The sequence below is a fragment of the Rhodanobacter thiooxydans genome (assembly GCF_021545845.1).
Lineage (GTDB): Bacteria > Pseudomonadota > Gammaproteobacteria > Xanthomonadales > Rhodanobacteraceae > Rhodanobacter.
Window position 1 is genome coordinate 767,201 of sequence record NZ_CP088923.1, and the last position, 24,208, is coordinate 791,408.

Here is a 24,208-nt window from a genome sequence, read left to right on the forward strand (position 1 = left end):
CGCCGTCGCCACGACGGCGGCGCCTTGGCTATGATCGGCCGGGTGTCCTCCACGGTGCCCCGCATGGTCGCGATGGTCTTCCGTTCTCCGTTGCCCGCCGGCGTACGCCGGCTCGCGTTCGCCACCGCGGCTACGGCGACTGCGGCCATCGTCGGCGCGCTGCTGGTGGCGGGCGAGGCGGGCCACGGCTGGCTGTGGCTGCACTGGATCGCCAAGCCGCTGGCCACCGCGCTGATCTTCCTGCTGGCCTGGCAGGCGCGACCGTCGCCGTCGCCGCGCTATCGACGCTGGATACTCGCCGGCATCGCCGCCTCGCTGGCGGGCGACGTACTGCTGATGCTGCCGGGCGACCTGTTCGTGCCGGGGCTGGTGGCGTTCCTCGTTGCCCACGCCTGCTTCATCGCGGCGTTCCTCGCCGACAGCCGCTTCGCCGCGCCGGCGTGGCCGCTGGCGGCGTGCCTGGCGTATGGCGCGGCGAACCTCGCGCTGCTGTGGAGCGCGATCGGCGCGTCGCTGCGCGTGCCGGTGATCGTCTACGTGGCGGTGCTGGCCACGATGGGCGGACAGGCATGGGCGCGGGCGCGGACGAGACGTAGCGATGCGGCTGCGCAACTGGCGGCGCGCGGCGCGCTGGTGTTCATACTGAGCGACAGCGTGCTGGCCTGGGGCCGCTTCCGCGGCCCCGTGCCGCTGGCCAGCCTGTGGGTGCTGGCGGCGTATTATCTGGCATTGTGGTGGATCGCCTGCTCGGTGCAGGGCGTACCGGTCGAACACGAGGCGGCATGAACACGCAGGAACTCATCATCACCTGGGCCACCCCGGTGTTCTTTCTGCTGATCGGGATCGAGCTGCTGGTGGCGAAGCTGCGCGGACGCGACGCCTACGCCAGCAACGACGCGATCAACAGCATCGGGCTGGGGGTGATCTCGCAGCTGGTCGGCGTGTTCAGCAAGCTGCTGACGATCGGCATCTACGCGTGGTGCGTCGAGCACCTGGCACTGTTCACGTTGCCTGAAAACAGCCTGGGGGTCTGGATCGGCGCGTTGCTGCTGTACGACTTCTGCTACTACTGGCTGCACCGCATGGGCCACCAGGTGAACATCCTGTGGGCCGCCCACGTGGTGCACCACCAGAGCGAGCGCTACAACCTGTCCACCGCGCTGCGCCAGACCGGCAGCGGCGCGCTGCTGGGCTGGCTGTTCTACCTGCCGCTGGCGCTGCTCGGCGTGCCGCTGAAGGTATTCGTGGTGGTGGCGCTGATCGACTTGTTGTACCAGTTCTGGGTGCACACCGAGCAGATCGGCAAGCTGGGCTGGTTCGATCGCGTGTTCTGCTCGCCGTCCAATCACCGTGCCCACCACGCAGTGAACGACCGCTACCTCGACCGCAACTACGGCGGCATCCTGATCGTGTGGGACCGCCTGTTCGGCAGCTTCGTCGAGGAAGACGCCAACGACCCGCCGGTATACGGCACGCGCTCGCCGCTGCGCAGCTGGAATCCGCTGTGGGCGAACGCCGAGGTGTACTGGAAGACCGCGCAGGACGCATGGCGCGCGCGGCGCTGGCGCGACAAGCTGCTGGTGTGGCTGAAGCCGCCGGGCTGGCGTCCCGCCGACGTGGCGGCGCGCTACCCGAGGCCGGACTTCGTGATGCCCGGCGAACGCTTCGACCCGCCGCTGTCGCGGCCACTGAAGCTTTACGTGCTGGCGCAGTTCGCACTGCTGCTGGGCATGACCACGCAGTTTCTCGGCATGGCCGGTGCGGCCAGCCTGCCGACGCTGCTGCTTTACGCGCTCTACCTGGTCGCCAGCCTGTGCGTGATCGGTGCGCTGATGGAGGGCCGTCGTTGGGCGTGGTGGGCGGAAGGCATCCGCGTGCTGGCGACCGCCACGGTGCCACTGCTCAGCGGGCGCTGGTTCGGACTTGCCCATCTGGATGGCCATGTCGCGCTGGCGATCGCGGTGGTGTTCGGGCTCAGTGCGGTGGCCTTGCCGTGGCTGGGTGGCATGCGCCGGCCGTCTTCGTTGCGTCACGACGTCGCGACAGGCTGACGCCAGTCTTCGATCGGGATCAGGAGCCCCCTCGGTCCCGCGGGCAGCTCCCCCGCGAGTGGGGGAGCTGCAGAGGATGGGTCAGAACTTCACGCGGGCTTCCACGCCCCACATCCTTGGTGGGGTGACGTAGGCGTACGGCGTACCCAGCACCGACTGCGAGATCGTGCCCAGCCCGCTGACGTACCGCTTGTCGAACAGGTTCTGCACGTACGCACCGAGGCCCCAGCGACCGTTCGCCGCGTTCCAGTCGACGCGCAGGTCAGTGCGCTGCTGCGGCTGGCCCAGATCGAAGTTGGTCGGCAACGCGCACTTGCCCTGGTAGATCGAGGCGTCGTTGCAGCGCGTGCGGCCGCGGTAGCCGTAGTTGGCATGGAAGCTCAGATCGCCACCGGCGACGCCGTGCAAGGTGTAGTCACCGCTGAGGCTGTAGGAGAACTTCGGTTCGTCCACCGGCTGCCCGGAGACGTCCAGATAGAGCGCATTGCCCTGGGCGTCGAGTCCGGCCGGCACGCGCGCGGTGGAGTATTTCGAATCGATGTAGCTGCCGTTGAAGCCCAGCCGCAGGTCGTCCACCGGTATCCATTGCACCTGCAGGTCCACGCCGGTGGCGTCCTGGCTGGTATTGCTGACCTGATAGGTCGGCACGCCGAGGCCGTCGGTGGAGGGCACCACCACCAGGGTCTGCTTGTCGGTGTAGCGGTAGTGGTAGACCGAGGCATTCAGCAGCAGGTGCTGGTCGGGGAAGGTGCTCTTGATGCCGAGCTCGGCATTCCAGACTTTCTCCGGCGCGAACTGCGATCCGGGCTCGGTGCCGTTGTAGCCGCCGGCCTTGTAGCCCCTGGCGAGTGACACGTAACCCATCGTGTGCGGCGTGAACTTGTAGTCGGCGACCAGGCGCGGGCTCAGGTCGTTCCAGCTTTTGTCCTTGCTGACCAGTTGTCCCACCGCATTGGGGAAGATCTGGTTCCGGGTGAGGATGGCGCGCAGGGCATCGGTACTGAGCGCACCGCCGGTGAGCAGCGGCGCGAGAGCCAGAATGCCGGCGGCGTCGAGCTGGCTGACCGTCGCATCGAGCTGCGGCGCGTAGCGGACCGGCGTGTACCAGTCGAAATATTTGCGGTCATGGGTATAACGCAGGCCGGTGGTGATGTTGAGCTTGTCGGTGACATGCCAGATCGCATCACCGTAGATGGCGCGGGAGTTGAAGTGGCCGTTGTTGCTGATCGTCTCGGTCCACGGGTCGCCGAGCAGCCGGTAGGGCAGGCCGAACGCCTGCAGCAGCGAGTCGAAGTAGTGGAACAGCGTGCCGTCTGGGGTGAAGTTGGCGCCGAGGCCGCTGTTGATCGCCAGCGTGTCGTAGGTGTCGGTGTTGACCGTGGCCAGGCTGGTCTGTTTGGCGCGCTCCATGTAATAGCTGGCGCCGGTGACCCAGTCGACCAGCTCGTTGCTGCCGTTGAGCTTGAACTCCTGGTACAGCGTGCGCCCCTCGCTGATCACGCCGGTGTCGAGGTGGGTGGTGATGTGGTTGGTGCCGTCGCCGTCCTCGACATGCGAGATGTTGTAGGCGGCGTAGTTGGTGGTCGAGGTGAAGCTGCCCCAGTCGAAGCCGTGGTCGAAAGCCAGGGTCCAGCCGTTGTACTGGCGTCGTTCGCGGCCGCCGTTGCTGTCGTTGAAGAACGGTGCGTGGCGCGGGTCGTAGTAGCTCGACGGATCGGCCGGGAACGGCGCGCGCTGATACAGGTTGGTGGGCGACAGCGGGATCAGGCCCACGTCCATGCGCGAGGGCTGCTTCAGACGATCGTGGTCCCATGACAGATGCACGGTGCTGTCGGGCGTGACCTGCCAGCGCGCCACCATGCGTGCGCCCCATTCGTCGTCCTTGCCGTAGTGCTGGCCGGTGACGGCATCCTTGAGGTAGCCATGGCTCTGGTTGTCCAGGAAGCTCATCCGCACGGCCAGGTCCTGGTTCACCGGCACGTTGAGCAGGGCATCGCCGTAGCGCCTGCCGTACTCGCCGTAGCGGACGCGCGCGTTGCCTTCGAGTTTGTCGGTGGGTTCGTTGGTGACGATCGAGATCGCGCCAGCGGCAGTGTTGCGACCGAACAGGGTGCCCTGCGGGCCCTTCAGCACCTCGACCCGGGCCACGTCGTTGAGCGCCATCAGCGCGCCGCCGGAGCGCGTCTGGTAGACGCCATTGACGTAGACGCCCACGGCCGAGTCGGTGCCGATGCCGAAGTCGTTGGTCTCGATGCCGCGCATCCGGTAGGTCGGCTGGGTCGGGTCGCTGCCATCGACCACCACGCCGGGCACGAACAGGTTGGTCTGGCTGAGGTCGGTGGCGGCGATGATGTCGAGTTGCCTGGCGGTGACGATGTTCATCGCGATCGGCACGTCCTGCACTTCCTGCGTGCGGCTCTGCGCGGTCACCGTAATCTTGCCCAGTTCAGTGGCGTTGGCGGCGGAGCGGGCCGGCGCCGGCGGCTGGCCGGTGTCCTGCGCGGAAGCGGTGGATGAAACGCCGAGCGTGCCGGCAAGCAGTGCACCGGCGATGCCGGCAGCCAGTCGATGGGTGCGGATGAGCATGGATGTATTCCCCTGGTCATGGTCGTGTCCAGCGCCGCCCGCTTGCCGGACGGGTCGTGGATACGTGGACGTATGTTCGCCCGCCTCGCGCGCGGGTGTACAGGTGCGGCGCAACATGCGCACGCGCCAACACGGCAGCAGGTATTCGTTATGATCGCCGCTTGTTTGACTCAGGGGCAGGCGATGGGATTCCTCGGCAAGCTGGTGCGCCACAAGACGGTCGAGCAACTGCAGGCGGAGGCCGGCACGCGCGGCGACTTCCGCCGCGTGCTGGGCCTGTGGCAGCTCACCGCGATCGGCATCGGCGGCATCATCGGCGTCGGCATCTTCGTGCTGGCCGGCCAGCAGGCGGCAATGAACGCCGGCCCGGCGGTGGCGCTCAGCTTCCTCATTGCCGGCGTCGGCAGTGCGTGTGCGGCGCTGTGCTACGCCGAGTTCGCCGGGCTGATCCCGGTCACCGGCAGCGCCTATACCTACGGCTACGCGGTGCTCGGTGAGCTCGCCGCGTGGATCATCGGCTGGGACCTGCTGCTGGAATACGCGCTGGTGGTCGCGGTGGTGGCGATCGGCTGGTCCGGCTACGTGCAGGTGCTCTTGGCCTCGGCCGACGTGCACCTGCCGGAGTGGGCGCAGCAGAGCATGAGCGCACAGACCATGCAGTACTACCTGCAGCAGCTGTTCGGCCTGCACGGTTCGACGGCGATCGCCGGGCCCAGCGACGGCCATCGCTTCAACGTGATCGCTGCCGGCGTGTCGCTGGCGGTCGCCGTGCTGCTGACCGTGCGCACCGAGTGGGGCGCGCGCTTCAACACCGCGGTGGTGGCGATCAAGGTGATCGGCGTGCTGCTGGTGGTCGGCGTGGGCGTGTTCTACATCGACGCGGCGAACTGGCACCCGTTCGTGCCGCCGCGGGTGGTCGATGCCGCCACCGGCGTCGGCCGCTTCGGCTGGCAAGGTGTGCTGACCGGCGCCAGCGTGGTGTTCTTCGCGGTGTTCGGCTACGACACGCTGACCACCGCGGCGGAGGAGTCGCGTAACCCGCAGCGCGACCTGCCGCGCGCGGTGCTGCTGTCGCTGGCGATCGCGATGGTGCTGTACCTGGCGGTGTCGCTGGTGCTCACCGGCATCGCCCACTACAGCACGCTCGGCGGCGAGGCCTCGGTGTCCGACGCGTTCGAGCAGATCGGCCTGCACTGGCTCAGCGTGACCATCGCGGCGGCCGCGGTGATCGGCGTCACCAGCGTGCTGTTCGCGTTCATGCTGGGCGCGGCGCGGATCTGGTTCGCGCTGGCCCGCGACGGCCTGCTGCCGGGCTGGTTCGCCAGGGTCAGCCCGCGCTTCGGCACGCCGGCACGGCCGACCCTGATCCTGGGCGCGTTCACCGCGCTGGTGGCCGGGCTGCTGCCGATCGGCGAGGTGGCCGAGCTGGTCAACATCGGCACGCTCAGCGCCTTCATCGTCATCTGCGCCTCGATCATGCTGCTGCGCGTGCGTCGGCCCGACCTGCGCCGCAATTTCCGTACGCCGGCGGTGTGGTTCACCGCGCCGCTGGGCATCGTGTTCTCCGCCGTGCTGATCTACGGCCTGCCGCAGAAAACCTACGAGCGTTTCATCTGGTGGATGGCGCTGGGTTGCCTGATCTATTTCGCCTACGGCATCCGGCACAGCAAGCTGGCGCAGCGCGGGCGGACGTAACGCCAGCGGCTTTCAGCAGTCGTCGGGGCTGCACACCACGCGGTCGCGCCCGGCGTTCTTGGCCTGGCGCATGGCCTGGTCGGCGCGCGCCAGCAGGGTCTGGATGTCGTCGCGGCAGCGCGGCGAACAGGCGACGCCGATGCTGGTGGTGAGCGGGCCGTCGGGGCGCTGGATCTCGTGCATCGACTGGCGCAGCTGCTCGGCGCGCCGGCACCCCTGTTCCAGGCTGTTGCCGGGCAGCAGCATGGCGAACTCCTCGCCGCCGATGCGGCCGATCAGGTCGCCCGCGCGGGTCTGCCCACGCAGCGTCGCGGCCAGCGCGACCAGCGCCGCGTCGCCAGCGGCGTGGCCGTACTGGTCGTTGAGCTGCTTGAAGCGGTCGGCATCGACGAACAGCATGCAGGCCGGCTGCCGTTGCCGGTGCAACTCGGCCAGCGCGGAGCGCGTCAGCTCCAGGAAGCGGTTGCGCACCAGCAGGCCGGTGAGGCCGTCGGTGTTGGCCTGCTCGCGCAGCTGGCGTTCCAGGCGGAACTGCTCGAACAAGGTGCGCGCCATGAATGCGCGCAGCACCGTCGACAGCACGATCGCGATCGCCATGTAGACCAGGTACTGGAATACCAGCGCACTGTCGATGTTGCCGGACAGCAGCATCGGCAGCGGCCCCAGCGCGCACAGCAGCATGGCGGCGATGAAGTCCCAGCGGCCCAGCCAGATCACCGAGGACGCCACCGGCAGCAGCAGCCCGGGCAGCACCACCGACTGCCGGTGCAGGTCGTCCGCGCCGTTGAGGTTGATGCCGATCTCCAGCAGCGCGACGCACAGCAGGGTCAGCGTGCTGAGCAGGCCGGGCTGGCGCACCCGCCGCGTCGAGGCGGCAATCAGCAGCAGCGGCGGCAGCGGAGCAAGGCGCAGCCACAGCGGCAACGGCGAAGGGTGCACCAGGGTGCCGGCGATCACCGCCACCAGGTAGGCCAGCGTGCCCACCAGCATCAGGGCATGGATCATCGGCCCCATCTGCTGCGCCAGATAACGGCTGTACTCGCGACGTTGCCCGTCGTCGCGGACCTGTCGCAGATGCTTGAACAAGGCGTACATGCGGGTTCTGCCGGAAGGGAGGCCGGGAGCCTTTGCCCCAGACCGAGCAAGATGGATGCCAGGCCGCGGCCTGCGGTCGCTGCGGATTCATGCGCGGCTAAGTTCGTGACCTTCGGCAGGGGTGAAGCCCGCCGCCGCCGGTCTAGCATCGACCGCTCGCATGCCTGCCGCGGCAGCTTCTGGGCCCGTCCGGGCGGCCTCCCGCCGCCGGTCCGGCGCGCGCCTTTTTTCACCGGAGACCACCTTGAAAGCCACCCGCCTCGCCATCGCCCTCGCCGCCACCGCTCTCGGCCCGGCCAGTTTCGCCGCCCTTGCCGATGTCCCGGCGCCGCAGGATGTGCCCTACCAGGGCACCTTGAAGATCAAGCTGGACGCCACCGACGTGGCGCGCCGGATCTTCCGCGTGCACGAGACGATTTCGGCGCAGCCGGGGCCGTTGACCCTGCTGTACCCGCAGTGGCTGCCGGGGCACCACTCGCCCAGCGGCCCGATCGACAAGCTGGCCGGCCTGGTGGTGACCGCCAACGGCAAGACCCTGCCGTGGAAGCGCGACACCCTGAACGTCTACGCCTTCCACGTCGAGGTGCCCGCAGACGCCAGCAGCGTCGAGGTGTCGTTCCAGTTCCTGTCGCCGCAGAACATCCGCCAGGGCCGCGTGGTGATGACGCCGGAAATGCTGAACCTGCAGTGGAACGCCAACACGGTGTATCCGGCCGGCTATTTCAGCAAGCGCATCATGACCGAGGCCAGCGTGACCTTCCCCGCCGGCTGGCAGTTCGGCAGCGCGCTGGAAGTGGCCTCGCGCGACGGCGACACGGTGCACTTCAAGCCGCTCGCGTACAACGAGCTGGTCGACTCGCCGATCTACGCCGGCAAGTACTTCAAGCGCGTCGACCTGGACCCGGGCGCGAAGGCGCCGGTGTACCTCGACATCGTGGCCGACGCGCCCAAGTACCTGGAGATCACCCCGCAGCAGCTGAAGCTGCACCAGAACCTGGTGCAGCAGATGTACAAGCTGTACGGCGCGCACCACTACGACCACTACGACTTCCTGCTTTCGCTCAGCGACAAGATGAGCGGCAACGGCCTGGAGCACCACCGCTCCAGCGAGAACGGCGTGAGCACCGGCTACTTCACCGAGTGGGACAAGAATGCACTGAGCCGCGACCTGCTGCCGCACGAGTTCAACCATTCGTGGGACGGCAAGTACCGCCGCGGCGCCGACCTCACCACGCCGAACTTCAACGTGCCGATGGAAGACTCGCTGCTGTGGGTGTACGAGGGCCAGACCCAGTTCTGGGGCCAGGTGATGGCGGCGCGCTCGGGCCTGTGGAGCGGCGAGCAGACGCGCGACATGCTCGCCTTCGTCGCCGCCACCTACGACCGCGGCCGGCCCGGCCTGGCCAGCTGGCGCAACGTGCAGGACACCACCAATGACCCGATCATCGCCCAGCGCGCGCCGCTGCCGTACCGCAACTACCAGGCCAGCGAGGACTACTACTCGGCCGGCCAGATGATCTGGCTCGACGTCGACGCCAAGCTGCGCGAGCTGAGCCGCGGCAAGCATTCCATCGACGATTTCGGCAAGGTGTTCTTCGGCATGGGCAACGGCCAGTGGAACGTCAACACCTACACCTTCGAGGACGTGGTGAAGACGCTCGACCAGTTCCAGCCGTTCGACTGGGCCAGCTACCTGCGCACGCGCCTGGACGGCCACGGCCCGATGACCGGCGGCATCGCGGCGCACGGCTGGAAGCTGGTCTACACCGACCAGCCGTCCGCCGCGGTGAAGGCGATCGAGGCACGCCGGCACTCCGCCGACCTCACCTACTCGCTCGGCCTCTCGATCGGCAAGGGCGGCGACATCGCCGACGTGCTGTGGGACGGCCCCGCGTTCAAGGCCGGCATCTCGCCGGGCATGACCTTGGTCGCGGTCAACAGCCGTGACTACGACGCCGACGCGCTGAAGGACGCCGTCACCGCCGCGGCCAAGGACAAGAGCCAGCCGGTCGAGCTGCTGGTGAAGAACTTCGACCAGTACCAGACCGTGCGCATCGACTACCACGATGGCCTGAAGTATCCGCACCTGGTCCGCGACAACAGCAAGCCCGACACCCTGGGCGAGCTGCTCAAGGCACGCTGAGGCCGCCGCTCCTGCCCCGTTCCGCGCGGGCGGGCGGGAGCCATCCACCGCCATCGGCAACTCCGCTATACTGCGCTCCCCGCGGTAGCGGCCTCCGGCCTGCCTGCCGCGCGGCCTTGCATGCGCCCGTAGCTCAGCTGGATAGAGTACTGCCCTCCGAAGGCAGGGGTCGTGGGTTCGAATCCCGCCGGGCGCACCATTCCAGAATCCACCGCAGCCGGCCTTGTCCCGCGAGACCTCGGGAGATCCGGCGATGGTTTGCTGCCTAACACGTTCGATCCGGAAATAACAGTCCGGTGAGTGCCTTTATCTTGGCCTAGATCTACATTAATGTGATCCAAGTCACAAAATAGTTACATGGCGATCGGCCATGCCTTCCATGGGAACAGGGGCCCATGTCCCGAGCGCATGCAATTTCCTGCCGCGTGCAGGACCCACGTTGTTGTCCACGCCCCGGCCTCGGGCCGGCACGCCGTGGCCGCGCCCCGCGTGGCCAGCCGGGTCGCGAGCTGCCGCGCCGCTGCCTCTGTTGGTGGAACGAATTGTGCATGGATCGGGCATGGGCTGGGCCACGTGCCGCAAAAGCGACCAAAGGGGACCGTGATGGACAATCCTGTCAATGAGGCGACACTGCTGATCGTGGCGTATTGGGTGGCGGTGCTCACCCTGGTGCTCGCCTTCAGCCTGTTGTCGGTCATTGTTTTCCTGCGTGCGCGTTCGCGCCGGCGCGAGCGGCGCGACCGGCATGCGCGGCTGCACTGGTCGCAGCTGATGCAGCGCATGCTGGCGGGCGAAGAGCTGCAGTTGCGCCCGCTGGGGCAGGATGAAGTCGCCGGCTTCATCGAAACCTGGAACGCGACCCACGAATCGCTGTCCCGCGCGGAGTCGGCGCGATTGCTGCCGCTGGGGCAGCGCGTGGGCCTGGCGGATGCGGCGCGACGCATGCTGCGAGGCAACTACCACGATCGCGCGATGGCCATCATCGCGTTGGGGCACCTGCGTGAGCAGGACATGTTCGACGAGCTGGTGCCGTTCCTCAACGACCACAGCCCGATCGTCTCGCTGTGCGCGGCGCATGCGCTGGGACAGGTGGATCCGCCCCGGGCGATGGCGATATTCGTGCCGATGATCCTGAAGCGCGACGACTGGATGCCGGGCAGCGTGGCACGCATTCTGGCCCGGAACGAGGACGGCAGCGCGGCGCGCGAACTCGACAGCGCCTTGCTGCATGCCAATACCAGCACCATGGCGAAGCTGGTGCGGTTCCTGGCCGAGATCGATTCCGCGCGTGCCGCGGCGGTGATCCGGCAATTGCTCGACAGCTCGGTCGACGACCATGCGATCTCGGTCTGCCTGCAGCTGGTGAACGACCGGCAGGACCGCGAGCGGGTGGCGGGGTTCCTCGATGCGTCGCGCTGGCACGTGCGCATGCACGCAGCGTCGGCGCTGGGCCGCCTCGGCGAGGCGACCGACGCCGAGCGACTGGAGCCGATGCTGGCCGACAAGGTGTGGTGGGTGCGCTACCGCGCCGCGCAGGCGCTGCTGGCGCTGCCGGGCATGGGCACGGCCGCGCTGCGCCAGCTGCAGCAGCGGCAGGACGACGCCTACGGGCGGGACATCATCGACCAGGTGCTTTCCGAGCACGACATGGGAGTCGTGGCATGAACACGTACTGGAGCGCGGTCCCGGCCTTGCTGCAGCTGGGCTCCTGGGAGCATGTGCTGGTCTCGATGCAGTGGATCTTCATGATCTACTTCGTGGCGATCAATCTGGCCTACCTGATCCTCAACTACATCTCCGCCTACCAGATTGTGCGCTACATGCGCGAGTACCGGGCCAACTACCTGCCGCCCGGCCTGCGCGAATACCAGCCACCGGTGAGCATCGTGCTGCCCGCGCACAATGAGGAGAAGTCGGTGGTGGCCTCGGTGCACTCGCTGCTCAAGACCAACTACCCCGAGTTCGAGGTCGTCGTGGTCAACGACGGCTCCAGCGACCGCACCCGCCACGCGCTGATCGAGGCCTTCGGTCTGGTCAAGGTGCCCGAGGCCTATCGCGCGCGGCTGCACACCGAACAGGTCGAGGGCGTGTACGCGTCGGCGCGCTACCCGCACGTGCGCATGGTGGACAAGGCCAACGGCGGCAAGGCCGACGCGATCAACGCCGGCATCAACTGCGTGCGCTATCCGCTGTTCTGCGTGGTGGACGCCGACTGCATCCTGCAACCGGAGAGCCTTTCGCGGGTGGTGCGTCCGTTCCTGGAGGATCGGCGCGTGGCGGCCACCGGCGGCGTGGTGCGCGTGCTCAACGGCTGCAAGGTCGCCGACGGCATGCTGTCCAGGGTCGGCCTACCTGATCGCTGGCTGCCCAGCTTCCAGGTGATCGAGTACCTGCGCGCGTTCCTGTTCGGGCGCATGGGGTGGTCGCCGATGAACGCGCTGCTGATCATCTCCGGCGCCTTCGGCGTGTTCTACAAGGAGCGCGTGATCGCCATCGGCGGCTACCGTGACGACACGGTGGGCGAGGACATGGACCTGGTGGTGCGCCTGCACCGCAACCTGCGCGAGGAGAAGCGCGACTACCGCATCGTGTTCGTACCGGACCCGGTGTGCTGGACCGAGGTGCCGACCGACGTCGCCTCGCTGGGCAACCAGCGCGTGCGCTGGCAGCGCGGCCTGGCCGAAAGTCTGTGGTCGAACATCGGCCTGATGTTCAACCGCCGCGGCGGCGTGGTCGGCTGGGTGGCGTTCCCGTTCATGCTGCTGTTCGAGTTCCTCGGCCCGATCATCGAGGTGGTCGGCTATGTCTCGATGATCGTGCTGGCCCTGGCCGGGCTGGTGCCGCTGAAGGTGTTCCTGGTGTTCCTGGCGGCGGCGATCGGCATGGGCGTGCTGCTGTCGGTCAACGCGATGCTGCTGGAGGAACTGTCCTTCGGCCTGTACGCGCGGCCGGTGCAGCAGCTGCGGCTGTTCGCGGTCGCGGTGCTGGAGAACTTCGGCTACCGGCAGATGAACTCCTGCTGGCGCTTCTACGGCACGCTGCTGTGGCTGTTCGGACTGCGCAAGCACCATCGGTGGGGCCACATCCGGCGCGACGGCTCGTGGCACCACGGCCAGGCGGAGAACGAAACGATGCCGATCGACCAGGTTTCCGAAGGGAGCAAGCAGGCATGAAGCGCAGGAACCCCTCCCGCAGGTCGCGTATCCGCTGGCCGCTGCTGCTGGCCCTGGCGGCGTCTTCGCCCTGCCTCATGGCGCAGACCGCCGCCGACGCGCTGACGACCCAGCTGGTGCAGATACGCCAGCTCGCCACCGGCGGCCAGCGGCCGTTGGCCATCCAGCGCTACACCGCCCTGCTGGCCGAACACCCCGGCAACGGCGACCTGCTGCTGGCGCGCGGACGCACCTACGCCTGGGACGGGCAGTACGCAGCGGCCGAAGGCGACCTGCGCCAGGTGGTGCAGAAGAGTCCGGATTACGCCGACGCCTGGTCGGCGCTGGGCGACGCCTATCGCTGGAGCGGTCGCCCGCAGCAGGCCGCCGACGCCTATGCACACTGGATGACGCTGGCGCCGAACGATCCGGCGGCGCGCATGGCGCATGGCGCCGCCCTGCGCGATGCCGGCCAGCCCGCGGCCGCCCGTGCCAATTTCGACGCTGCCGCGGCACTGGGGGCGAACCCCGACGAGATCGCCGGTCTGCAGCAAAGCCTGCTGCCGCGTGCGGTCTATGCCAGCCGGGGCTATCGCTGGGGCGTCACCGCCGGCTGGGCCTATACCGGGTTCAGTGGCGGCCGGCAGGACTGGAACGATAACGACCTGTCGCTGCGGCGCTACTTCGACCGCGGCTCGCTTGCCTTGGAACTGCTGCGTGCCGACCATTTCGGCCGCAGCGACACGGCCTGGGCACTGGACGGCTACGTGTCGCTGTGGTCGCGCGCCTACGCCAACCTGCGCTACCAGCAGGGCCCGGCCAGCGGCATCCTGCCGAAGCAGGCGTGGCGCGTGGAAGTGTTCCAGGGCGTGGGCAGCGGCTGGGAGTTGTCGGCCAGCATCGACCAGCTGCGCTTCAGCGGCAACACCGACTTCTACGGCATCGGCGTGGGCCGCTACGTCGGCAACTGGTACGCCCGCTACAAGCTGCAGTATGTGCCGGGTGTCGGCTCCGGCAGCTGGAGCAACCGCTTCGTGCTGCGCAACTACTACCGCGGCGATGCCGACGACTACCTGGAGCTGAGCGCCAGCAGCGGCCGCAGCACCGACATGGATCGCTTCGGCACCCTGGTGCGCAACAGCAATGCCGCCATCGGCGTGTCCTGGGCGCACTACCTTTCGCCGCACTGGGGATTCAAGCTGGGTGCGGGCTACGCCAGCGACGACGACGGCTACGACGAACGGCGACTGTGGCTGACGCTGTATGCGCGCTGGTGAGCGCGCCGCGTCGATGAGCGCCGCGCGTCACGGCCAGGCCTGGTCCCGCTTTTCCGCCGTGTTCCCCGCCTTGCTGCCCGCGCAGTTCGTGCTGGCGGCAGGCGCGGTCGCCCACGGCGTCGCCGGCATCGCGCGCGGCGACAGCCAGCAGTGGGTGGTGGCCGGCGTCACGCTTGCGCAGGCAGCCCTGGCGCTGCTGCGCGCGGCGCCGATCCTGCTGCTGCTGTCGCTGCCGCTGCTGGCCTTGAAGCGGCCGCGGTTGCGCGTCGCGGCGGTGGCCGTACTTTGGTCGTTGTTCATCGCGATGCAGGTCGCGCTCGACCAGTATTTCCAGGTGGCGCGGGTACCGCTGGGCGCGGACCTGTTCGGCTACAGCGTCGCGGAAATCCGCACCACGCTGTCCGGCGGCCTGCCGTCCGATCCGCGCAGCGTGCTGGCCTACGCCCTGCCGCTGCTTGTGTTGTGGGGCAGCCTGCACGCGTGTGCGCGCTGGTGGGCAGGCGGCTCCGGGCGGTGGACGACGTGGCTGTTGACGGCAGGCCTGCTGGCATGGCTGTTGCCGCTGCCGACGGGTGCGCGCGTGCTGAGGGACGACGCGGCACGCGACCTGGCCAGCAACAAGCTGGCGTGGTTCTGTGCCGATGTCTGGCGCTGGTCCCGACGCGGCGCCGAGGTGGTGCCGGCCACCGGCGCCGCAACCGCCGTCGCCGGTGCGGACGAGCCGTCGCTGGATCCGCAGTTCCCGTTCCTGCATGCGGAGCAGACGCCGGACACGCTCGGCCCGTACTTCGCGCCCACCACCGACGGCCGCCCGCCCAACCTGGTGGTGATCGTGGTCGAGGGGCTGGGGCGTTCGTTCTCCGGTCCGCAGGCGTCGCTGGGCAGCTTCACGCCGTTCCTCGACGAGCTGGCGGCGCGCAGCCTGTACTTCGACAACTTCCTGGCCAACCAGGGCCGCACCTTCGGCGTGCTGCCCAGCCTGTTCAACTCGGCGCCGTTCGCCAGGGCAGGTTTCACCGCGCTGGGCGCGCGCATGCCGCCGGGCCCGGGCCTGTTCAGCCTGCTGCGGCGGCAGGGCTACCACACCGCGTTCTACAACGGCACCGATACCCGCTTCGACAACGAGCGCGCGTTCCTGCAGCTGCAGGGCGTGCAGCATCTGGTGGACCTGCACGGCTTCGGCGCCGGCTACCAGCGCAACCCCTTCAGCGAATGGGGCTACCCGGACCGCGAGCTGGTGTCGCGCGTGCTGGCCGACAGCGCGCAGCTGCAGACGCCGTTCCTGCTGGCGATGCAGACCATCTCCATGCATACCGCCTACCAATTTCCCGGACAGGACGCCTACCTCGCGCGCTTCGAACGACGCCTGCGCGAGCTGCGCATCGACGACGCACGGCTCGCGGCCTACCGGGCCGACGCCAACATCTACAGCACCATCCTCTACACCGACGAGCAGCTGCGCCGCTATTTCGACGCGGTGGCCAAGCTGCCGTGGTACGCGAACACGCTTTTCGTGATCACCGGCGACCATCGCCTGCCGGAACTCCCGATGGGCGAGCACCTCGACCGCTACCACGTGCCGCTGATCATCTACTCGCCACTGCTCAGGCAGGCCAGGCGCATCCGCGCGGTGTCCTCGCAACTGGACGTCACGCCGTCCTTGCTGGCGCTGCTGTCGCATGCCTACGGGCTGCAGCGACCGGCGCGCACGCCGTGGCTGGGCACCGGCCTGGACCTGGACGACCGCTTCCGCAACACGCATCAACTGCCCTTGCAGCAGACCAAAACCAGCTCGCCGGACTACCTGGCCGGCCGCTGGTGGCTGCATGAGGGAAAGCTGTTCGAACTGCAGGAGGGCATGCATCTGGCGCCGGTCGACGATGCACGGACGCGCGACTGGGTGGTACGCCGCCTGCAACGCTACGAGCAGGCCAATGCGATCTTCCTGCAACAGATGAAGCTCGCCCCCGACGGCGCCACGCCGCCGCTGGTGGCTTATCGGGAGGCCGCGCAGGAAGCGCAGCCCGTTGGCGAGGCACCGGTCATGCGCGGCCTGTCGACGGCTTCGGCCGAGATGGCCATTGCCGGCGACGGCGTACAGCTGACGGCCACCTTCAGCAACGGCGATGCGCAAGCGAGCCGCACCTTCGTGCCGCTGGCGGTGCTCACTGCCGAGGATGGCCGCGAACTGCAGGAAGTCTCCGGTCGCGCGCTGCAGCTTCCGGCGGGCGGACAGCAGCAGGTGCGGCTGACCCTGCAGCGACCCGGCGCCTGCGGCAGCCGCTGCTACGTTTCGGTGTTCCCGTCCGATCCGCAAACCGGCCGGGCGATCGGGCAGGGGCGATACCATGTGCCGCTGGATGTCCACGCCACGGCAGGAAACGCGCCATGATCCGCCTCTCTCGCCTGTGCCTGCTGCTGGCGCTGTGCACGTTGCCGATCGACGCCATGGCTCAGGCCAGCCGCGCCGTGTGGACCTGGGAGGCGGAGTCCTACGCCATGGTCGAGGATCCGGCCGTCGCGCAGGAAGCGGTGCGCTACCTGCAGTCGCAGCACATCGACACGGTGTATCTCTATGCCGATGCGTACCGGGGCCACAACCTGATCGTCGAGCGGCCCGAGTTGTATCGCGCTTTCATCGAGCGGCTGCACCGTCGGCACATGAAGGTGTACGCGCTGCTGGGTTCGGCCTACCTGCACACCGAGAACTACGTGCTGCCCGCCTATCGCGAGCAGGCCGAGGAGATGTTCCGTCGCGTGCTGCAGTACAACGCCGTCGTGCCGGCGCAGGCGCGATTCGACGGCGTCAACCTGGACATCGAGCCGCACATCCTCGACGAGTGGAACGAGCACAGCCGCGAGCGCCTGCTGACCGGTTTCCTGGACATGGGCGACGCGCTGATGAAGCTCAAGCGCGCGCACCACGCCAGCCTGGTCGTGGGGCCGGCCATCCCGTTCTGGCTGGACGGCATCGAGCTGGAATGGAAAGGCGTCCGGCGCCCGGCGAGCGAGCATGCCATCGAGCTGTTCGATTACGTCGCCCTGATGGACTACCGCCACAGGGCCGCGGGCAGCGACAGCATCCTCTCGCACGCCGCCAGCGAGATCGCCTATGCCGACCGCGTCGGCAAGAAGGTGGTGATCGGGCTGGAGGTCTCGCCCAACGAGCTGGACAAGGTCACCTTCGACCGGGTCGGGCCGAAAGTATTCGAGCAGGCGCTGGGCACGGTGGAACAGGCCCTGCGCGCCGACCCGTCGTTCGCCGGTTTCGCCATCCACCATTACCGCACGTACCGCAACTGGATCGAACGGCATCGGGAGTGAAGGCGGGGCGCATCGCCAGCGTGTGCTCCGGCAGGTGCGCACGCTGGCGGCGTATGCGCGGCCACCTCGCCGACGGCACGCACGGCAACATCCGCCTGCTGCGTTTGCTGGGCGACGCCGGCGAGCGGCCGTACGACATGGCCGTACGACGTTGCCGCCGCGGGCGGCACCCTCGACTACGCGCAGATGATGGTGCCGGCCGGGCTGCCCGCCATCGCCACCTATGCGGACGCGATCGGCCCGAACGTGCGCGCGATCATTCCGCTGGCGCCGGACGGCCAGCTCGGCACGCCCACCGCGCTGGTGTGCGACGCGCATGTCGCCGGCCTGGAAGTGCACCCGTACACGTTCCGCCGCGAAAACTGCTTCCTACCGCGGAGCCTGTGGCAAGGCAGTGACCTGCACGGTGTCAGCGAGGCCGGCTCGATCGCCGAGATCCGCGCCTATCTCGCCGCCGGCATCGATGCGTTCTTCACCGACGATCCGGCAATCGGGCGCAAGGCGCTGGAGGGAGGCCGAGCCGCGGCGTAAAAAGGCACCCGCCGGCGCCTTCGCGATGCCGGCTGCGCCAGCTCAGCTCTTGCCGATCTGGAAATCCTGCTTGGCCACCGGCTTGCCGTCGAGCGAGATCTCGACCCTGTACTTGCCTGCCGGCCACAGGTCGGGGTTCTGCACCTTGAACGTGGTGATGGCGGGGCCGTCGGTGGCGATCGACTGGCTGATGCTGCTGACCAGCTGGCCCTCGCCTTCCAGGTAGCTCCACTTCGCGTTGAGCGTGGCGCCCTGGGTGCTGCCCTCGGTGGCGACGGTGGCGTAGAGCGTCTTGTCGCTGGTGGCGAAGCTGTCGCTGGCGCGCACCACCTGGTGCTCGGCGTTGACCGCGCTGCCCAGGGTCAGCTTGGCGACCGTGAACGGCACGACCGGCGGCGCGGCCACCGAGGTTGCGCTGGCCGTGCCGACCGTGCCGGCAGCCGGCGGCACCGCCGTGCTGGCGGCGGGCGGGGCGCGGACGTGGTGGCAGCCGTTGCGGTGCTGGCCGGGGCCGGCGCACTGGCGGGGGCCGGTGTGTTCTTGCCGCAGCCGCCGAGCAGCAGGCCGGTCAGGAGGGTGCCGTACAGCGCGACGGAATACATGGATCGGGTCATGGGAACTCCGCTGTCGATGCCGGCCCGTGGCCGGTGGTCAAAAACGAGGCTAGCGCGGCCGATCTGAAGCGACGATTACCGGCGGCGCCGGCCACGGCGCCCACGCGGCGTCAGCGCGCGCTGACGGCCTACTGCCGCACCGTGCGCGGGTTGCCGGGGGTGGCCGGTGCGCTGCTGCGGAACGGGTTGATGTCCAGCCCGCCGCGGCGGGTGTAGCGTGCGTAGACGGTGAGCTGCCGCGGCGCACAGCGCTGGGTCAGGTCGACGAAGATGCGTTCCACGCACTGCTCGTGGAATTCGTTGTGGGTGCGGAACGAGACCAGGTAGCGCAGCAGTCCGGCATGGTCGATCGGCGCGCCGCGATAGGCGATCTGCACGCTGCCCCAGTCGGGTTGGCCGGTGACCGGGCAGTTCGAGCGCAACAGGTGCGAGAGCAGGGTCTCCGCCACCGGCGTCGCGGCGCTGTCGGCCTGCAGGAAATCGGCATCCGGCGGGCCGTAGCGGTCGATCGCGATGTCCTGGTCGTCGAGCAGATGGCCGTCCAGATCGACCACCGGCAACGCGTCGGCACGCGCGTCGCGCAAGTGCACGCCGACCACCGCGCCGGCTGCCGCGGACAGGTCGTGCGTCAGGATGGCGACCAGCGTGGCGGCGTCGGCGAGGCGCTCCTGTGCGAATCCGTTGAGGTACAGCTTGAACGACTTCGACTCAATGATGTGCGGCGACGCCGCCGGCACGCGGAACTCGGCCATCGCCACCTGCGGCTTGCCGCGCAGGTCCAGCCACGACAACTCGTAGGCGTTCCAGACATCCACGCCGTGGAACGGCAGCGATTCGGCAATGCCGATCTCCGCGCGCTTGTCCGCGCGCGGGATCGGAAACAGCAGGCGCGGGTCGTAACGGTCGGCGTAGATGGTGTCCTTGCCGAGCGGGGAGTGTTCGGGGGTGCTCATACGGCGGAGTTTAGCTGTTCTTCCGCTTCGGTCTTTGCCCCTCCCCCGGCATGCAGGGGGAGGTCGGGAGGGGGTTGCCCCGGATCACCGTAAAGTCAAAAGCACCCCACCCCCAACCCTCCCCTGTGTGCAGAGCAGGGGAGGGAGCAGGGCGGCATCACACGTTCACCATGTGCATCCCCGCTTCGACGTAGCGCCCGCCGCTAGCGGCGTCGAGCGGGAACACCGCGTCGATCGCCTCCAGCTCGGCGGCGCTGAGTCGCACGTCGAGCGCGCCCAGGTTCTCGTCCAGCCGGCTGCGCTTGCGCGTGCCGGGGATCGCCAGCACATCGTCGCCCTGCGCCAGCACCCAGGCCAGCGCCAGCTGCGCGGGCGAGCAGCCCTTGCCGGTGGCGAGCGTCTTCACTTGCTCGACCAGCCGCAGGTTGCGCGCGAAGTTGTCGCCCATGAAGCGCGGGCTGTGGCGCCGGTAGTCGTCGGCGTCGAAGTCGTCCGGCGAGCGGATCGCGCCGGTGAGGAAACCGCGGCCCAGCGGCGAGTAGGCGACCAGGCTGACGCCGAGTCGGCGGCAGGCGTCGAGCATGCCGTTGCTCTGCGGGTCGCGCGTCCACAGCGAGAACTCACTCTGCAGCGCGGCGATCGGCTGCACCTTGCAGACGCGCTCCAGCGTGGCGCCAGAGGCCTCGCTCAGGCCGAGGTAACGCACCTTGCCGGCGGCGACCAGTTCGGCCATCGCGCCGACGGTTTCCTCGATCGGCACGTCCGGGTCCACGCGGTGCTGGTAATACAGGTCGATGGTGTCGATGCCAAGGCGCTTCAGGCTCGCATCGCAGGCGGCGTGCACGTAGGCTGGGCGGCCGTTGACACCACGCGTGGCCGGGTCGTTCGGGTCGAGCACGATGCCGAACTTGGTGGCCACGAAGGCCCGCTCGCGCCGCCCCTTGAGCGCCTTGCCCAGCAGCACTTCGTTGGTGTGCGGGCCGTACATGTCGGCGGTGTCGAGCAGGGTGAGGCCGCGGTCGAGTGCGTGGTGGAGGGTGGCGATGGATTCGGCGTCATCGTGGGCGCCGTAGAACGCGCTCATGCCCATGCAGCCGAGGCCGAGGGCGGAAACCTTGGGACCATTGTTGCCGAGCGCTCGGGTCTGCATGGGGTGGCTCCGGTGGGTAAAGGTGGACGCATGGTGCGCGGTGACGGCGGTCGGATAAATGCTTGCGAACTCTCGGGCTTGCGAACTTTCCGCTCCTCCCCCTGCGCGCAGGGGGAGGTCGGGTGGGGGTTGCTCCGGTGTGCGGGAGGCGGAAGATCAAGAGCGAACCCCACCCCGGCCCTCCCCTGTTTCACAGGGGAGGGAGTCATCACGACGCGCGCGGCGGGCCGGGGCGTGGCGCGCTGGTGCCGAGGGTGTCGCTGGTCAGCGGCGCGCCGGCGGTGAGCAGGGCGCCGCGCTGTTCGGCCAGCGGCAGGCGCAGCATGCAGTCCTCCAGGGCGGCCAGCTTCTGGAACACCGGCAGCGCCTGCACCTGCGCCACCAGCGCGGCGGTCAGCGGCCAGCGTGCGGCGTCGATCGCGTAGCGCACGAACGCGGCGGTGCGGAAGAAGCTGGCGATGCTGATGTCGGCGATCGACAGCGAGCCGAACACGAAGCCGTCCTCGGGCAGTTGCTGTTCCAGGTAGTCGAGCGCGGCGGGGATCTCCACCTCGCGCGCATGCTGCACCACCGCCTCGTTGGGCGTCTCGCCGAAGACGTGGCGCTTGATCGCCAGCTGGTTGAACAGCCGCCAGACCAGCCCATCGGCCAGCCGCGTGTCGGCGTATTCCTCCAGCCAGCGGGCGCGGGCGCGGTCGGCGATGTCGCGTGGGTAGAGCGAGGGCGTGGGTTGCCGATCCTCCAGGTACTGGCAGATCACCGAGGAGTCGTTGAGCTCCAGTCCGCCGTCGATCAGCACCGGGATGCGGCGCAGCGGGCTGAGCCGGGTGAATTCGTCGTTGCCGACGAACGGCGCGATCGGGTCGATCTCGTATTCCAGCCCCTTCAGCTCCAGGCACACCAGCACCTTGCGCACGTAGGGTGAGAGGTAGTTGCCGATGACTCTGAGGCGCTGCGGCATGACGCGACTCCGGGAACACGGAGGGCGCAGCGTGCGATGGCCGGCGCCTGCGCGTCAAGCGCAGGGCGCGGTCGTCCATGCGTCGGCGTATCGGACCGGATCGGGACCAATGGCAGGGGTGCCATTGGTCATGCCCGCGCTAGCATCGGGTGTCCGAGTGAAGTCCGCGCCAGGGCCGGCAACCGCAGAAATACGCTTTCGCAGGGGAAACGCAGCATGAGTTTGAAAACCGGCAGTTCGCGCGTGCTTGGCGCGCTGGTCCTGGGCGTCTTGTCGGCCGGCGTCGCGGCGCAGACGCGCACGCTGAGCGCCGACGACTACGCGCGGGCGGAGCGCTTCATGAGCTACAACACCGTGCCGCTGGTCGACCACGCGGTGCAGAAGGTCACGTGGCTGGACGACGGCCACTTCTGGTACGTCGACCACGACGCCAATGGCGACCACTTCATGCGGATGGACACGGCCAGCGGCAAGACCACGCCACTGTTCGACCAGGCGAAGCTGGCCGCCGCGCTGGGCAAGGCCGGCGGCAAGCTGGTCGATGCGGCGAAACTGCCGGTCACCGGCTACGAGGCGCGGCCGGACGGGAAGATCGATGTCGCCGTGCGCAGCAAGCATTATGTATGCGACCTCGCCGCGGTCGAGGCGAGCTGCGTCGATCGCGCCACGCTGGTGAAGACCGGCAAGGAGCCGGGCGCGCTGTCGCCGGACAAGCAGAGCGAGGCGTTCATCCGCGACTGGAACCTGTGGCTGCGCGACGTCGCCAGCGGCAAGGAGACCCAGCTCACCACCGACGGCGTGGAGGACTTCGGCTACGCCACCGACAACGCCGGCTGGAAGCACACCGACAACGCGATCGTGGAGTGGTCGCCGGATTCGAAGCAGATCGCCACGTTCCAGCAGGACCAGCGCAAGACCGGCGAGATGTACCTGGTTAGCACCAACGTCGGCCATCCGAAGCTGGAGAAGTGGAAGTACCCGCTGGTCGGCGACAAGGACGTGACGATGATCGAGCGCGTGATCATCGACGTCGCCGCGAAGAAGGTCACGCGCCTCAAGATGCCGCCCGACCAGCATCGCTCCAGCCTGTGCGATGACGTCAGCTGCGGCCCCGACGGTGGCTGGGACGACGTGAAGTGGGCGGCGGATGGCAAGACGCTGGCCTTCGTCTCTACCTCGCGCGACCACAAGCACGAGTGGTTCCGCATCGCCGATGCCGCCACCGGCAAGGTGCGCACGGTGTTCGAGGAAGTGGTGCCGACGTATTACGAAAGCGGCAACGGCGCGGTGAACTGGCGCTACCTGCCGGAAACCCAAGAGGCGATCTGGTTCTCCGAGCGCACCAACTGGGGCCATCTGTATCTGTACGATCTCACTACCGGCAAGCTCAAGCGCGCGATCACCAGTGGTGACGGCAATGTCACCGAGGTACTGAAGCTCGATCCGAAGATGCGCACCGTGTGGTTCCGCGGCGTCGGCCGCACCGCGGGTGTGAACCCGTACTACCAGCAGTTCTTCAAGGTGGGCCTGGACGGCGGCAAGCCGGTGCTGCTGACGCCGGAGGCGGCCGACCACGCGGTGACGCTGTCGCCGGACGGCAAGGCCTTCGTCGATGTGTACTCCACCCCGACCACGCCGCCGGTCACCGTGCTGCGCAGCTCGGACGACGGCCGCCAACTGGCCAGCGTGGCCACTGCCGACATCTCGCGCCTGAAGGCCGCCGGCTGGGTGCCGCCGATCCCGTTCACGGTGAAGGGCCGCGACGGCAAGACCGATCTGTACGGCATGATGTTCAAGCCGACGCACTTCGACCCTGCGAAGAAATACCCGATCATCGACTACATCTATCCTGGCCCGCAGACCGGTTCGGTGCGCGGGCGCAGCTTCTCCTCCGCGCGTGCCGACCACCAGGCGATGGCCGAGCTGGGCTTCATCGTGATCGCGCTTGACGGCATGGGCACGCCGTGGCGCTCCAAGGCGTTCCACGACGCTTACTTCGAGCACGTCCAGGACAACACCCTGCCTGACCAGGTGCTTGGTCTGAAAGAACTCGGCAGGAAGTACTCGTGGATCGATCTCGACCGAGTGGGCATCTGGGGCCACTCCGGCGGCGGCAACGCCACCGCGGCGGCGATGTTCCACTACCCCGACTTCTTCAAGGTCGGCTGGGCCGAGAGCGGCAATCACGACAACCGCAACTACGAGGACGACTGGGCCGAGAAGTGGCAGGGCCTGCTGGTCACCGACAAGGACGGCAAGACCAACTACGACCTCCAGGCCAACCAGAGCTTCGCCAAGAACCTCAAGGGCCGGCTGATGCTGGTGCACGGCACCATGGACGACAACGTGCCGCCCTACCAGACCCTGCTGGTGGCCGACGCGCTGATCAAGGCGAACAAGGATTTCGACCTGCTGCTGATCCCCAACGCCCACCACGGCTACGCCGAAGCCACCCCGTACGCCACCCGCCGACGCTGGGACTACTTCGTGCAGTACCTCGCCGGCAGCACCCCGCCACACGAGTACCAGCTGAAGGCGTGGCCCTGGCGCTGAGCGTTATGCCCGGTTCTTGCTGGAGGCAGCCCGGTGGGACACCTTGGTCTCGCTTGTGGCGCTGGGCGCCGCACCCGGTTCCTCCCCCTGCGCAGCAGGGGGAGGTCAGGAGGGGGTAACGCT

At 68.4% G+C, this 24,208-nt stretch carries 17 protein-coding genes and 1 tRNA gene; 12 read left to right on the forward strand and 6 right to left on the reverse strand.

Translation table 11 applies throughout. The annotated features are described in order from the left end of the window. The first annotated feature begins 30 nt into the window (after nt 1–30). The gene (locus tag LRK53_RS03260) at nt 31–786 is read left to right on the forward strand and encodes a lysoplasmalogenase (RefSeq protein ID WP_425504548.1); all 756 of its coding nucleotides are present in this window, start codon (nt 31–33) and stop codon (nt 784–786) included. Further along, the gene (locus tag LRK53_RS03265; protein ID WP_027491364.1) at nt 783–2,051 is read left to right on the forward strand and encodes a sterol desaturase family protein; all 1,269 of its coding nucleotides are present in this window, start codon (nt 783–785) and stop codon (nt 2,049–2,051) included. Before LRK53_RS03260 ends, LRK53_RS03265 begins: the two co-directional genes overlap by 4 nt. Nucleotides 2,052–2,132: 81 nt before the next feature. Here the strand turns inward: LRK53_RS03265 and LRK53_RS03270 are convergent, their stop codons facing one another. Next, the gene (locus LRK53_RS03270) at nt 2,133–4,637 is read right to left on the reverse strand and encodes a TonB-dependent receptor (RefSeq protein ID WP_027491363.1); all 2,505 of its coding nucleotides are present in this window, start codon (nt 4,635–4,637) and stop codon (nt 2,133–2,135) included. Nucleotides 4,638–4,820: 183 nt separating this feature from the next. On the opposite strand from LRK53_RS03270, the gene LRK53_RS03275 reads away from it, so the two are divergent. Then, nucleotides 4,821–6,332 carry an amino acid permease gene (locus LRK53_RS03275; RefSeq protein WP_027491362.1) on the forward strand — a complete coding sequence of 504 codons (1,512 nt, stop codon included), beginning with the start codon at nt 4,821–4,823 and terminating at the stop codon, nt 6,330–6,332. 12 nt (nt 6,333–6,344) lie between these two features. On the opposite strand, the gene LRK53_RS03280 is transcribed toward LRK53_RS03275, so the two are convergent. Beyond that, nucleotides 6,345–7,427: a GGDEF domain-containing protein gene (locus LRK53_RS03280; protein WP_027491361.1), complete on the reverse strand. Its 1,083-nt coding sequence runs from the start codon at nt 7,425–7,427 to the stop codon at nt 6,345–6,347. A 244-nt stretch (nt 7,428–7,671) separates the two neighbouring features. Here LRK53_RS03280 and LRK53_RS03285 point away from each other — a divergent pair, with 244 nt between their 5' ends. The 8 genes from LRK53_RS03285 to LRK53_RS03320 all read left to right on the forward strand — a co-directional run bounded on the left by LRK53_RS03285 (nt 7,672) and on the right by LRK53_RS03320 (nt 17,854). Continuing rightward, nucleotides 7,672–9,570, forward strand: coding sequence for a M61 family metallopeptidase (locus tag LRK53_RS03285; RefSeq protein ID WP_027491360.1), 1,899 nt, complete (start codon nt 7,672–7,674; stop codon nt 9,568–9,570). A gap of 122 nt (nt 9,571–9,692) precedes the next feature. Then, nucleotides 9,693–9,769 (forward strand) — tRNA-Arg (locus LRK53_RS03290). Nucleotides 9,770–10,173: 404 nt separating this feature from the next. After that, nucleotides 10,174–11,235, forward strand: a complete 1,062-nt coding sequence (locus LRK53_RS03295; protein ID WP_027491359.1) for a HEAT repeat domain-containing protein — start codon at nt 10,174–10,176, stop codon at nt 11,233–11,235. Beyond that, nucleotides 11,232–12,743, forward strand: coding sequence for a glycosyltransferase family 2 protein (locus LRK53_RS03300; protein ID WP_027491358.1), 1,512 nt, complete (start codon nt 11,232–11,234; stop codon nt 12,741–12,743). Before LRK53_RS03295 ends, LRK53_RS03300 begins: the two co-directional genes overlap by 4 nt. Continuing rightward, a complete protein-coding gene (locus LRK53_RS03305; RefSeq protein ID WP_027491357.1) occupies nt 12,740–13,999 on the forward strand; it encodes a YaiO family outer membrane beta-barrel protein in 1,260 nt (419 codons plus the stop codon). Before LRK53_RS03300 ends, LRK53_RS03305 begins: the two co-directional genes overlap by 4 nt. 13 nt (nt 14,000–14,012) lie before the next feature. Next, nucleotides 14,013–16,391: an LTA synthase family protein gene (locus LRK53_RS03310; RefSeq protein ID WP_037088794.1), complete on the forward strand. Its 2,379-nt coding sequence runs from the start codon at nt 14,013–14,015 to the stop codon at nt 16,389–16,391. Continuing rightward, a complete protein-coding gene (locus LRK53_RS03315) occupies nt 16,388–17,323 on the forward strand; it encodes a hypothetical protein (RefSeq protein ID WP_027491355.1) in 936 nt (311 codons plus the stop codon). Before LRK53_RS03310 ends, LRK53_RS03315 begins: the two co-directional genes overlap by 4 nt. Before the next feature lie 186 nt (nt 17,324–17,509). After that, nucleotides 17,510–17,854, forward strand: coding sequence for a glycerophosphodiester phosphodiesterase family protein (locus LRK53_RS03320; protein ID WP_027491354.1), 345 nt, complete (start codon nt 17,510–17,512; stop codon nt 17,852–17,854). A gap of 42 nt (nt 17,855–17,896) precedes the next feature. Here LRK53_RS03320 and LRK53_RS03325 read toward each other — a convergent pair whose 3' ends face one another. The 4 genes from LRK53_RS03325 to LRK53_RS03340 all read right to left on the reverse strand — a co-directional run bounded on the left by LRK53_RS03325 (nt 17,897) and on the right by LRK53_RS03340 (nt 21,532). After that, nucleotides 17,897–18,304 (reverse strand): hypothetical protein, encoded by a 408-nt coding sequence (locus LRK53_RS03325; RefSeq protein WP_235642498.1) that lies wholly within the window; start codon nt 18,302–18,304, stop codon nt 17,897–17,899. A 292-nt stretch (nt 18,305–18,596) separates the two neighbouring features. Continuing rightward, on the reverse strand, nt 18,597–19,421 hold the full coding sequence (queF, locus tag LRK53_RS03330; protein ID WP_027491353.1) for an NADPH-dependent 7-cyano-7-deazaguanine reductase QueF: 825 nt from the start codon (nt 19,419–19,421) through the stop codon (nt 18,597–18,599). A 157-nt stretch (nt 19,422–19,578) separates the two neighbouring features. After that, nucleotides 19,579–20,571, reverse strand: coding sequence for an aldo/keto reductase (locus tag LRK53_RS03335; RefSeq protein WP_027491352.1), 993 nt, complete (start codon nt 20,569–20,571; stop codon nt 19,579–19,581). Between the two features lie 208 nt (nt 20,572–20,779). Continuing rightward, nucleotides 20,780–21,532, reverse strand: a complete 753-nt coding sequence (locus LRK53_RS03340; RefSeq protein WP_027491351.1) for a glutathione S-transferase family protein — start codon at nt 21,530–21,532, stop codon at nt 20,780–20,782. A 216-nt stretch (nt 21,533–21,748) separates the two neighbouring features. On the opposite strand from LRK53_RS03340, the gene LRK53_RS03345 reads away from it, so the two are divergent. Next, the gene (locus LRK53_RS03345) at nt 21,749–24,085 is read left to right on the forward strand and encodes a S9 family peptidase (protein WP_037088792.1); all 2,337 of its coding nucleotides are present in this window, start codon (nt 21,749–21,751) and stop codon (nt 24,083–24,085) included. Nucleotides 24,086–24,208: the final 123 nt, after the last annotated feature.

Bases quoted from the DNA above. Each gene is read 5' to 3' on its own strand.
- LRK53_RS03270 (WP_027491363.1), bottom strand. From the start codon at position 4,637: ATGCTCATCCGCACCCATCGACTGGCTGCCGGCATCGCCGGTGCACTG.
- LRK53_RS03315 (WP_027491355.1), top strand. From the start codon at position 16,388: ATGATCCGCCTCTCTCGCCTGTGCCTGCTGCTGGCGCTGTGCACGTTG.
- LRK53_RS03320 (WP_027491354.1), top strand. From the start codon at position 17,510: ATGATGGTGCCGGCCGGGCTGCCCGCCATCGCCACCTATGCGGACGCG.
- LRK53_RS03275 (WP_027491362.1), top strand. From the start codon at position 4,821: ATGGGATTCCTCGGCAAGCTGGTGCGCCACAAGACGGTCGAGCAACTG.
- LRK53_RS03305 (WP_027491357.1), top strand. From the start codon at position 12,740: ATGAAGCGCAGGAACCCCTCCCGCAGGTCGCGTATCCGCTGGCCGCTG.
- queF (WP_027491353.1), bottom strand. From the start codon at position 19,421: ATGAGCACCCCCGAACACTCCCCGCTCGGCAAGGACACCATCTACGCC.
- LRK53_RS03340 (WP_027491351.1), bottom strand. From the start codon at position 21,532: ATGCCGCAGCGCCTCAGAGTCATCGGCAACTACCTCTCACCCTACGTG.
- LRK53_RS03335 (WP_027491352.1), bottom strand. From the start codon at position 20,571: ATGCAGACCCGAGCGCTCGGCAACAATGGTCCCAAGGTTTCCGCCCTC.
- LRK53_RS03300 (WP_027491358.1), top strand. From the start codon at position 11,232: ATGAACACGTACTGGAGCGCGGTCCCGGCCTTGCTGCAGCTGGGCTCC.
- LRK53_RS03260 (WP_425504548.1), top strand. From the start codon at position 31: ATGATCGGCCGGGTGTCCTCCACGGTGCCCCGCATGGTCGCGATGGTC.
- LRK53_RS03310 (WP_037088794.1), top strand. From the start codon at position 14,013: ATGAGCGCCGCGCGTCACGGCCAGGCCTGGTCCCGCTTTTCCGCCGTG.
- LRK53_RS03265 (WP_027491364.1), top strand. From the start codon at position 783: ATGAACACGCAGGAACTCATCATCACCTGGGCCACCCCGGTGTTCTTT.
- LRK53_RS03295 (WP_027491359.1), top strand. From the start codon at position 10,174: ATGGACAATCCTGTCAATGAGGCGACACTGCTGATCGTGGCGTATTGG.
- LRK53_RS03280 (WP_027491361.1), bottom strand. From the start codon at position 7,427: ATGTACGCCTTGTTCAAGCATCTGCGACAGGTCCGCGACGACGGGCAA.
- LRK53_RS03345 (WP_037088792.1), top strand. From the start codon at position 21,749: ATGAGTTTGAAAACCGGCAGTTCGCGCGTGCTTGGCGCGCTGGTCCTG.